The organism is Okeania sp. (assembly GCF_983059655.1).
On the sequence record NZ_CEZPJD010000052.1, the window covers coordinates 1 to 10,108 of the forward strand.

9 protein-coding genes and 1 pseudogene are annotated in these 10,108 nt (G+C 34.7%); 9 read left to right on the forward strand and 1 reads right to left on the reverse strand.

Features of this window, described 5'->3' with window-relative positions; translation table 11 throughout:
- The 6 genes and pseudogenes from AC3DU7_RS05445 to AC3DU7_RS05470 form a co-directional block, all read left to right on the forward strand.
- On the forward strand, window positions 1-3,547 hold a 3,547-nt coding region (locus AC3DU7_RS05445; protein ID WP_488038338.1), incomplete at its 5' end, for a WD40 repeat domain-containing protein.
- Window positions 3,548-3,714: 167 nt separating this feature from the next.
- A complete protein-coding gene (locus tag AC3DU7_RS05450; protein ID WP_488038339.1) occupies window positions 3,715-4,338 on the forward strand; it encodes a TetR/AcrR family transcriptional regulator in 624 nt (207 codons plus the stop codon).
- A gap of 227 nt (window positions 4,339-4,565) precedes the next feature.
- Window positions 4,566-4,706 carry a hypothetical protein gene (locus tag AC3DU7_RS05455; RefSeq protein ID WP_488038340.1) on the forward strand — a complete coding sequence of 47 codons (141 nt, stop codon included), beginning with the start codon at window positions 4,566-4,568 and terminating at the stop codon, window positions 4,704-4,706.
- Between the two features lie 4 nt (window positions 4,707-4,710).
- On the forward strand, window positions 4,711-5,214 hold the full coding sequence (locus AC3DU7_RS05460) for a transposase (RefSeq protein WP_488038341.1): 504 nt from the start codon (window positions 4,711-4,713) through the stop codon (window positions 5,212-5,214).
- Window positions 5,215-5,290: 76 nt separating this feature from the next.
- A pseudogene (locus AC3DU7_RS05465) lies at window positions 5,291-5,944 on the forward strand (RNA-guided endonuclease InsQ/TnpB family protein); the annotation flags it as partial.
- A 126-nt stretch (window positions 5,945-6,070) separates the two neighbouring features.
- Window positions 6,071-6,832 (forward strand): HAD family hydrolase, encoded by a 762-nt coding sequence (locus AC3DU7_RS05470; protein WP_488038342.1) that lies wholly within the window; start codon window positions 6,071-6,073, stop codon window positions 6,830-6,832.
- Between the two features lie 232 nt (window positions 6,833-7,064).
- Here the strand turns inward: AC3DU7_RS05470 and AC3DU7_RS05475 are convergent, their stop codons facing one another.
- Window positions 7,065-8,192, reverse strand: a complete 1,128-nt coding sequence (locus AC3DU7_RS05475; protein ID WP_488038343.1) for a fatty acid desaturase — start codon at window positions 8,190-8,192, stop codon at window positions 7,065-7,067.
- Window positions 8,193-8,430: 238 nt separating this feature from the next.
- On the opposite strand from AC3DU7_RS05475, the gene AC3DU7_RS05480 reads away from it, so the two are divergent.
- From AC3DU7_RS05480 to AC3DU7_RS05490, 3 genes are all read left to right on the forward strand, one after another.
- On the forward strand, window positions 8,431-8,694 hold the full coding sequence (locus AC3DU7_RS05480) for a DUF1830 domain-containing protein (protein WP_488038344.1): 264 nt from the start codon (window positions 8,431-8,433) through the stop codon (window positions 8,692-8,694).
- Window positions 8,695-8,888: 194 nt separating this feature from the next.
- A complete protein-coding gene (locus AC3DU7_RS05485; protein ID WP_488038345.1) occupies window positions 8,889-9,368 on the forward strand; it encodes a hypothetical protein in 480 nt (159 codons plus the stop codon).
- Window positions 9,369-9,619: 251 nt separating this feature from the next.
- Window positions 9,620-10,108 (forward strand): hypothetical protein (locus tag AC3DU7_RS05490; RefSeq protein WP_488038346.1); only part of this gene is annotated, 489 nt, incomplete at its 3' end.

Below are 10,108 nucleotides of genomic sequence, written 5' to 3' on the forward strand. Positions count from 1 at the left end.
AAAATTGACTTATGTTCTAACAGCAGCAGGAAAGCAAAAAATAGATAAGAAATTACTTAAATTCTTGGACAATGGATATAGTTATAATCAAGTTGCTCGAACAACTGGTTTACACCGCCATACTGTGACAAAAATTCTTAAAATGAATGAAGGAGTTACTTTAAAAAGTCTGATAATCTTTTTTAGTAGTCTTTCTTTAGATTTAAAAGAATCTGATTATGAAGAAAAGCAACATAAAAAAATCACCTATCAAGACTGGGGAGATGCACCGGATATTCCAACTTTCTTTGGTAGAGAAACAGAATTAAAAACACTCAAAGAATGGATTCTCCAAGAACGTTGCCGACTCATTGCTATTATCGGTATTGGTGGTATTGGTAAAACAGCAGTCTCTATCAGATTAGGTAAAGGTGGTATTGGTAAAACAGATTTATCTTTACATTTAGCACGAGATATTCAAGATGAATTTGAATTTGTAATTTGGCGATCGCTCATCAACGCGCCTCCTATTACAGAAATTATTGCCGATTTAATTCAATTTATATCTCGTCAAGAAATAGCTGATTTACCAGATAAAATAAACAAGCAAATATCTCTGCTACTTGACTATTTAAAAAAACATCGTTGTTTATTAATCTTAGATAATGTGGAGAGTATCCTTGAATCAGGAGATGCTGCGGGAAAATATCAACCAGGATATGAAGAGTATGGTCAACTTTTATCAAAAATTGCTTCAGTTCCCCATGAAAGTTGTTTGCTATTAACTAGTAGAGAAAAAATTAATAATATTCAGAGATTTTCAGGCAAACGTAAACCAGTTCGTTTGTTAGAATTAACAGGTTTAAATACTGCAGACGGACGGGCTATTTTTGAAGAAATTGGTGATTTTCTCGCTACAGACAAGGAATGGCAAAAATTAATTGAATTCTATAACGGCAATCCTTTAGCATTAGAATTAGCAGCCCATCATCTTCAAGATTATCCTGGAAGTATTACTGAATTTTTAACACAAGGAAAACCTATTTTTGCCGATCTTCGTGAATTATTAGATAGGCATTTTGAACGATTATCAGATGATGAAAAAGAAATTTTATACTGGCTAACGATTCATCGAGAACCAATTTATATAACTGATTTAAAATCAGATATAGTTACAAAAAATGCCCAAGATCATCTATCAGAAACATTGTGTTCCCTACAAATTAAAATTCCCCTAGAAAAAAGCAAACAGGGGAAATACTTTACCCTCCAGCCAGTTCTAATAGAATATGTCACAGAAAAATTAATCACTTCAATTGGCCAAGAAATAAAAATAGGAAAACTACAACTTTTTAATAATCATTCTTTACTCCAGGCTCAAGCTAAAGACTATATTAGAAATACTCAAATCAGAATTTTTATTGCACCTATTACCAAAAGATTAATTGAGCTTTATCAGGATAAAAAAAACCTAGAATATTATTTATTATTTATACTAGAAAATATCCGTCAAAATTCACTTTTTCCAGGATATATAGGGGGAAATGTTCTCAATTTATTCTGTTATTTAAAGACAAATTTAAAAGGCTACAATTTTTCTTATCTTACCATCAGACAAGCTTACCTCCAAGGAATTAACTTACACGATGTCAACTTTTCCTATTCCGACTTAACGCAATCTATTTTCACTCAATCTTTTGGTGGTATTCATGCCTTAGCATTTAGTCCTGACGGAAAACTACTAGCAACAGGGGACTCCAATGGCTTAGTTCGTTTATTAAGAGTACTAGATGGGCAACAAATGGCAACATTTCAAAAACACGAATGGTGGGTTTTATCCATTGCTTATAGTCCCGATGGAGAGAAATTGGTTAGCAGTAGTATCGATGGTAAAATTAAAATGTGGGATATCGCTACAGGTAAGTGCATTCATAATTTAGAAGGACATACAAATTGGATTTTTTCTCTGACTTTTAGCCCGGATGCTCAAACAATTGCCAGTGCCTGCAATGACTACACCATCAAGCTTTGGGATGCTAATACTGGTGAATGTATTCAAACTTTAGAAGAACATAAGGGTTGGGTTTTAGGCGTTGCTTTTAGCCCCGATGGCAAAACTCTAGCAAGTGCCAGTGTAGACAAAACTATCAAGCTTTGGAATGTTGAAACATTTAGCTGTATTCGGACTCTGACAGGCAGCAAAGATGGTGTCTGGTCAGTAGCTTTTACTCCAGATGGTGAAAAACTTGCCAGTTGTGGTTATGAAAGAGTTATTCGCTTGTGGAATGTGAAAACAGGAGAATGCGATCGAGAACTAGCAGGTCATCAAAAGGAAATCAAGGTACTGGCTTTTAGTCCGGATGGTAAAACTTTAGCTAGTGCTTGTTTTGAACCTACTGTTAGATTCTGGAATGTTGAAACTGGGCAATGTCTGGCGACGGGAAAAGGTCATCAGACAGGAATTCGGACTCTGGCTTTTTGCTGCGATAACAAAACTGTGGCAACGGGAAATAATGACCAAGTGCTGAAACTCTGGGATGCTCAAACAGGGAAATGTGTAAAAACTTTCCAAGGGTATACCGATCAAGTTTGGTCAGTAGCTTTGAGTCCAGATGGTAAGAAAATTGCTAGCAGTCATTTGGATTATGTTGTCAGGATATGGGATGTGGAAACTGGAGAATGTTTGCAATGTTTGAGAGGTCATAAAGCTTTGATTTGGTCAGTGGTTTTTAGCCCAGATGGTAAGAAAATTGTCAGTTGTAGCGATGATGAAACTATTATAATTTGGGATGTTAATTCTGGTAGCTACTGGAAATGTTTACTATATCCTACTCAACAATATCAAGGTGGAATTTGGACCCTTGCATTTACTTCTTGCGGTCAATTTTTAGCTAGTGCAGGTCAGGATGCAACTGTTAAAATTTGGGATATTGATACTGAAGAGTGTCGGGTTTTATCAGGACACCAAGGTTGGGTATGGAAGGTGATTTTGAGTCCTGACGATCGCACTCTCGCTAGTAGTAGTAATGACCAAACTATCAAAATTTGGGATATTGAGACTGGAGAATGCCTCAAGACATTAAGGGGACACACTAAGAATGTGAGGTCGATCGCTTTTAGCCCGGATGGGAAATTTTTGGTTAGTGGTAGTGAGGATACAACCTTAAAACTTTGGAATGTGAAGACGGGAAAGTGTCTGAAAACGCTTCGAGGGCATAAATGTTTAGTTTGGCCTGTGAAATTTAGTGCTAATGGTAAATTTATTGTGAGTGGCGCTCAAAATGGTAGTTTAAAGCTTTGGGATGCTAGTACTGGAAAATGTTGGAAAACTCTGAAGGCACACAATGAACACATATCATCAGTTGACTGTAGCGGAGATAGTAAAACGGTTATTAGTGGTAGTTTGGATGGCACGGTTAAATTTTGGGATGTTGAGAGTAGCGAATGTTGGAGAACTTTGCGAGTGCCTAGACCTTATGAAGGTATGAATATTACTGGGGTTAAGGGGTTAACTGAGGGTAACAAGGAGGTATTGAAAGCTTTGGGGGCTGTAGAAGATCTGAGTTGATTTATAGCAGAAGAAAGAAGGAAGAAGGAAGAAGGAAGAAGGAAGAAGGAAAGAAGTAAGAAGGAAGTAAGAAGGAAGTAAGAAGGGGGTAATTATTAATTGTTGGCTGCGCACAGGGCTATATAAATGTTAGACTAAAATGTGGAGCAAATCATAGACATGACTGAATGAGCAAGAATTCAACTATTGACACAAAAGAGCAAATTCTCAATGCTGCCGAGAAACTTTTTGCCTCTCTTGGCTTTGCGGGAACTTCTCTAAGGGCCATAATTCGAGAGGCGGATGTGAATTTAGCTGCCGTCCATTACCATTTTGGTTCAAAAGAAGAATTATTTACCGCAGTAATTAGAAGAGTAGCGCAACCTATTGTTGAAGAACAAATGCGACAACTGGCAATTTTGGAAGACTCTGAAGACCTCCCTTCAGTGGCAGAAATTGTAGAAGCTGTAATTACCCCACCCCTACGAATGATTCAGGAGCGCTCGGAGGAATGTCTAATTCATGCTAAATTTATGGGCCGTTGTCGCACGGAACCATATCCAATTCAGAGACTAGCGGAAGTAGAATTTAGCAGAACTCACCAAAGATTTCTAGATATAATGCAGAAAGTGCTTCCGAATCAATCTCCAATGGAATTAGAATGGAAACTCGATCTTGTGATAGCAATGTTGATCCGAGTTCTCAATCAAATTGAGCCATTAGAACCCCTGAGTGAAAAAACTTCTAGTGAGGAAATTGACGATTTTGTACAGCGTCTAGTAACTTTTATCACTTTTGGAATTAGTGCTTAGTTTAGGGAGTAGGGAGTAGGGAGAAAGAATTGATGAACAAGAGTGGGATAATTGATTTAATTGTTTTTATTGTAGATGTTTAATGAAGTGAATGTTCTGTTGAGATTATAAAATTAACTTAACTTAAAGAATAGTATTGTAAAGCTTTATTGATTTTATAGAAAAACATTATGACTTGATAGGAAAGTGAACATAAAGATAGATTAAGTAGAGTGGGCTTTAATTATTTGAAAGTTCTCTTAACACAAACAAATAGAGACATTGAAGTAGTTAATTTAGCCTCAGAAGAAACTGATGATTTGATGGAGGATTTTGTGTCCATAATTACATCGGAATCAGAAGAAGAACAAGAAAAACAGAACAGATAGTTAAATGTTTAAAATCGGGATAATGCAGTTAGTAGAGCGTACTATTATTAAAAAAAATCATCCCAATTATAAATCACTCGATGCTCTAGCTTTCTTGTCTAAAAATCTCTACAACATAGCTAACTACATAGTTAGACAAGAGTTTATTAATAAAGGAAATTATCTAAATTATCACAAGGTTCAAAAGTTATTACAGTCGGGAGCAGATTATCAAGCAATACCGGCGAAAGTTTCTCAGCAGGTTTTGATTCTTTTAGATAAAAATTGGCAAAGTTTTTTTCAAGCTATAAGAGCTTATAATGAATGTCCAAGTAAGTTTAAAAGCCGCCCTAAACTGCCAAAATATAAACATAAACAGAAAGGGAGGAATATTTTAGTTTATACAAAACAGGCGATTAGTAAACCTCAATTAGTCAAAAATCAGAAGATATTACTATCAAAAAGTGAGCTATTTTTTGACAGTAAAATAAATTATGATTCTCGGCCAACTTGTGAGAATTATTCCTAAGCTTAATTACTATGTGATAGAAGTGGTTTACGAATCTGTTGAAGTTAAATTAGATTTGTAACAATCTCATGTAGCTTCTGTAGATTTGGGAGTGAATAATTTGGCGACTGTAACATCAAATAAAAAAGGTTTTCAACCCTTAATTATTAACGGCAGACCAGTCAAATCAATCAATCAATTCTATAATAAGAAAAAAGGCAAACTACAGTCACAATTAAAGGAGGCTAAAAGTAGTAATCGAATCCAAAGATTATCGACAAAAAGAAATTTAAAGATTGATGATTATCTGCATAAGACTAGCAGGTATATTATTAATCATCTGATAGAAAGTCAGATAGGAACTTTAGTAATAGGAAATAATCCTAACTGGAAACAAGGCATAAATCTTGGCCTAAAAAACAATCAAAATTTTGTTCAAATTCCTTTTTTTAAGTTAATAGAACAACTAAAATACAAAGCCAAATTAGTAGGAATCAAAGTAATAATTAATGAAGAGAGTTATACTTCAATTGCTAGTTTTTTAGACTTGGACGACTTACCAGTTTATCAAAAAGGTGTCAAACATAGATTTAGTGGTAAACGAGTCAAAAGAGGACTTTATAAAGCTTCAAATGGTGTCAAATACAATGCTGATGTCAATGGAAGTTTAAATATATTACGAAAAGCAGTCCCAAACGCTTTTAGCAATGGGATAGAGGAGCCAGTGCGTTGGGCGGGTCTCCCGACTTGAAGCAACTGGCGTGGTGTTGTAGTTCACCCCGTTAAGGTAACACTTAATTAAAACACTTGTCTAGGAATATTTTTCTATAGATTTAGTAACTATAATCATTAATTTATTATCACACTTTAGAATTAAATGACCTTAATATTTGATGTTGATGGTACGTTGGCAAATACAGAACGAGATGGCCATAGAGTAGCTTTTAATCAGGCTTTTGCTGAAGCAGGGTTAGACTGGGAATGGTCAGTTTCTTTGTACGGAGAATTGTTGGAAGTAGCGGGTGGCAAAGAGCGTATCAATTTTTATATTAGTAAGTATCAACCAGAGTTGAAATCATCTATTCCACTCCAGGAATTAGTTTATAATTTGCACGCCACGAAAACTAAATATTATCAAAGATTATTAGCAACAGGGACTATTCCGTTGCGCTTGGGTGTAAAAAGATTATTAGCAGAGGCACGAAATCAGAAAGTACGGTTAGCGATCGCTACTACTAGCACCTTAGAAAATGTAAATACATTATTAGAAAATACCTTGGGCAAGGAAAGTTTATCATGGTTTGAAATAATTGCAGCAGGAGACATAGTTCCACAAAAAAAACCTGCACCAGATATTTATTATTATGTGTTAGAAAAAATGAATCTTCAACCAGATAATTGTCTAGTATTTGAAGATTCAGATAATGGTTTCAATGCTGCCAAAGTAGCAGGGTTAAAAACAATTGTTACAGTGAATGATTATACTTACAATCAATATTTTACTGGGGCAACTTTAGTTTTAAATCATTTAGGAGAACCAGATAAACCTTTTACTGTCATAGCTGGAGATGCTAAAGGTAGAACTTATGTAGACATGAATTTAATAGATGATATTATTAATGTAAGGAAGAAGAAATAAGGAAGAGGGAAGAAGGCTTAAAAGCCAGAAAAAACTTAAACTTTCTTGTAGATATTCACGGTAACTTTGATTAGGAAAGGCAGAAGGGAATTGTTCTTCCTGCTCTCTGCCCTCAGCATAGCTGCCTTCATTTATAGAAACTATACCAGCGGACATGATATTACAGCAGATTTCATTTGGTACATTCATCGCGGGCAAGATGCCCGCACTACAAAAATTTAATTGTCAGATATTACTTTTGACTTTTGACTTCTAACTTGCCCATAGCGCTATAGTCTGAGGATATTATGCTAAGAGACTCAAAAGTTTTAGCGATCGCCTCCAGTAACCCCCAAGAGTGTGTATAAGAAACTCCAGTTTCTACTTCTGCTTGTCTATCTATATGGGCGTTAACCCAATCATTGCCTGGCCGTTTATGATGATAATCATGAACTGGACTGTCTCCTGTAAGAATCAAAAGGCGTACAGGGAGATGATAGAAAAACACTCTCATCCACCAACAAGTTAACCCCAAAACTTTTACCCAGAATGAATCAGAGGGGTTAAAGATAGGGGGTTCTTCGCCACAGAAAATTGCAGAAGTTATTTCTTCTGGGGTATTTCCGAACTTATGTTCCACACATTGGCGTAATAGACTACTCACTTCAAAAAAGATACTCAGAGGTAAAACCCATATCCAGAAAAACACTTGCCAAGAATGAGTTATCCCCACACCACATAAAATGGATAACCAAAAAGCCAAGGAAATGAAGTTATGAGTAGGATAAGAAGAACAAAAAGCTGATTTTATCCTTGAGTAAAGTTGACAGCAATAAAAGGCGGGCGAAAAAATGGTTTTAATGAGATGCTTCCATGCCTCATCTACTTTCATTCCTAAGCGAAAACCAACATTAAGGAACAGAAAGTTGTAAGTTTCATCACCAGGAGTCAGGATATGGTGAGAATGGTGAACTTTTGTATGATTTTTCTGGTATTCTCTGAAAGACAAAGTAAGAGTCAGAATAGAAATAAATTCTCCCAGAGCTTTATTCCAGAAGCGATGAGAAAATACAGCATTATGACTGCAAGCATGTTGAATAGTTAGACGTAGTTTACGGGTTGATGACAATACGCAAACCCAGCTAATAGGAACAGCAGTTAAATTAACGCATTCTCTTGTAAATGCGAAATAACCAACAACAACACCAAAGATTAGCATAAAGAATGTAGATACTAAATCTTCACCTACAGTTTTCCGTCGTACAGTTTCTCCAAAACAGGGTTTTCCTATTAACCAAGTAAAGAAAAATCGAAATTCAGGCCGAATCATTTGATCGATTCGCTTACGAGTATCCGAATGCAAGTTATTTTGTGGTAACATAAATTTTGGTTTAAATATTTAATACGGTGGTATCACTACCGCTTTTTTTTTATATATAAGAGTTATTTAGAAAATAATCACCCAACAAAAATTGTTTTGCTATGACAATGTAAGCTGATAGCTGATAGCTGACAGCTGAATGCTTACCTGACAACATTTGTTGGTTTAAAAAATAATAAATATGCTTTATCTTACTTAAATGATTTACATACGAAATTCTGATATGGAGGATAATAGTATGGCTAAAAAAACTGAAGAATTCAAAACTATTAAGTGCCTGTATACTAACTGTACGGAAAGAATAGCTATCTTAAAAATTGACTTCATGGGGCAGTGGCTTGAGCGTGTTGTTGAAGCAGGAAAAGAATATGTATTTGAAACCCATGAAGATGCTTATCTAGAGATTTATACTTCTGAAATATCTACAATGATTTTGTCTGATAGGGTAGCTTGTAGTCAGCTTGTTTTGTCAAAATATACTGCGGAAATAGGACAGTGTTAAATTAGGTAAATATATATATGTTTATCTGATTGGGGTTTAGTACAACAATTGTGGGTTTTCTTCTTGGGAGATACTGCTACAATTTTTTTTAAATGGCATAATTATCTCATTAATTGATAATAAGTAATTTAGATAACAAAAATATGTTATTCTCAATGTTACGCCATCTAAACTCTGACATAAAGTGAGGTTATATGCCCCGAAAAGACTTTAATCCTCTCTTCTCTATTGATGAAGTGAAAAAACTAGCAAGTCATCAAAATGTCAACGTTCCAGAAGTTGATAATTTATTAGATGAAATAGAGGAAATTTGGCAAAGTGCTATTTCTGAAAAGTATAAAATTATGATTTACTTAGCGTTGACAGGTTTGTTTGAAATAGAAGATGTGGCTAAAATAACCCAACATAATCCTCGTCATATAAAATCGGATTTTAGCAAACAAGTAAGTGAACATTTCAAAAATTACTACTTTGATATTCAATTAGATAATAAACGTTTCGGTATCACTTCTTTAAGAAGAACTCTTTTTTCCTTAGACCAAAAATATTTTTATCAGAAGAATGACGACAATTTGATTAATATTTTATCCAATCGTCTAAAGGAAAACTCAGAAGTTGAAAAAGATGCAAAAGTTGAGGAAAATATTCAAGATGATAGTGACTGCGCCCACTAACTAATTTTCGGGCGTTGCTGAAATTTACAATTGAAAAACTTACAGCAAATTCCACTAAGGATGAGGTACACCCCAAAGCGGGCAAGATACTTGTACTACAAACATTCAATTGTTCATCTCTGTAATTCATATACTTGGAATCTGCTGTATGTTTTGCGTTGATACTTAATTTCAAAATCATTCATTACCATTCAGCAACGCTAATTTTAGCATTTTCAACAATTAAAACACTACAAAAGGTGAATAAAGTCATGACAAGAGAATCATCTAATCAAATACAATCCAAATATAGTTTAATTGATACTTCTGACTTAATCGCAAAATTACAACAAGGATGCGATGTAGACGAACGTGCTAATTGGATTAGAGCATTAGGTGAACGTATTAAACCAGAGGTAATTAAATTCCTCTGGGATTTAAGAAATAATATGGAAAATGAAGAGCCTTTTGTTCAATACGAAATTAAACTCAGTCTTCACAAAGTAACGAATGATTCTAGTGTAGGAATTGATATGTTTCTCAAAAATTTATCAGTATTCCAAAACAATAAAAAAACGTCTCAAGCTCCTAAAATTCTCATTGACTCGAACATACTTGAAGAATTTTTATTAAGAAATAAAACTACTATGAACCAAGATGTAACTAAAGTAGTTGAATGGGTTTTATCCGAAAAGATTAATTCTTATATTGGTAAAAATGGAGTAGAAAATCTTTGGTCAAGGGTTAAAAATTTGAGAGGA

What these genes read in the sequence shown, in the direction of transcription:
- AC3DU7_RS05480 (WP_488038344.1), top strand. Translation starts at nt 8,431, where the DNA reads ATGGCTAAAAAAACTGAAGAATTCAAAACTATTAAGTGCCTGTATACT.
- AC3DU7_RS05450 (WP_488038339.1), top strand. Translation starts at nt 3,715, where the DNA reads ATGAGCAAGAATTCAACTATTGACACAAAAGAGCAAATTCTCAATGCT.
- AC3DU7_RS05475 (WP_488038343.1), bottom strand. Translation starts at nt 8,192, where the DNA reads ATGTTACCACAAAATAACTTGCATTCGGATACTCGTAAGCGAATCGAT.
- AC3DU7_RS05485 (WP_488038345.1), top strand. Translation starts at nt 8,889, where the DNA reads ATGCCCCGAAAAGACTTTAATCCTCTCTTCTCTATTGATGAAGTGAAA.
- AC3DU7_RS05460 (WP_488038341.1), top strand. Translation starts at nt 4,711, where the DNA reads ATGTTTAAAATCGGGATAATGCAGTTAGTAGAGCGTACTATTATTAAA.
- AC3DU7_RS05470 (WP_488038342.1), top strand. Translation starts at nt 6,071, where the DNA reads ATGACCTTAATATTTGATGTTGATGGTACGTTGGCAAATACAGAACGA.